The sequence below is a fragment of the Magnetospirillum sp. SS-4 genome (genome assembly GCF_902729425.1).
In the GTDB taxonomy this organism is placed as follows: Bacteria; Pseudomonadota; Alphaproteobacteria; order Rhodospirillales; family Magnetospirillaceae; genus Phaeospirillum.
Map to the genome: position 1 here is coordinate 1 of NZ_CACVCH010000005.1, position 687 is coordinate 687.

General features: G+C 50.9%; 1 protein-coding gene. It reads right to left on the reverse strand.

The window, feature by feature from the left end; genetic code table 11:
* The coding region (locus tag MTBSS4_RS22260; protein WP_368667759.1) for a tetratricopeptide repeat protein at window positions 1–687 on the reverse strand (687 nt) is incomplete at both ends.

A 687-nucleotide genomic window follows, 5' to 3' on the forward strand; every position in this document is an offset into this window, starting at 1 on the left:
TGCATTGATCATCAATGAGGTGATTTTCCCCTTGCTCAGAACCCTTCCAACAACATGGATAATTTGCCCTGACGTCGTTGACGGCATTGAGTCAATTAATATTTTCGGAGGCTCTCCCTGCTGATGTTTCGCAGGGTGTGGCACCTTTTCAGCAGGAACCGATGCTTTTGAATTACCTGAACTTGCCCAGGACTGTGAAGGTGACTGCGCCACAGTGGGCGCAACTTGCGTCGCCCCATCTGGACAGGAGCCTGTCGTTGTCCACTCAAAGTTATGGATATTTTTACAGCGAACCTGCCCATACAAAGCAAGCGCCTTGTCCTTCTGTGCCGCCACGTCATGCTGGTAAATTGATTGCACGGGAGCGCCACCACAGCCAAGCCTCAGGCTGTCATTTGTGGTGACCAAACGGACCTGATCCGGCATTCCTGGGTGCTCGGAAAAAAGCAATGCATAGGTTCGGCACGCCTGATCCTTCATCCCCAACTGGCCAAACGATGCCCCCAATTTGGAGAGCATATCGGGAGCCTTGGCATGCTTTGGATATGCTTTATAGGCATCTCCAAATGTTTTTGCCGCTCTGGCAAAGTCCTTCCGTTGAGAGAATGCAATCTCACCTAATGAGTATTGCGCATTTGCAGCGAAGGGGTGCTTAGGATATTGGCTAAGAAAGTTCAGGAAGGCCCC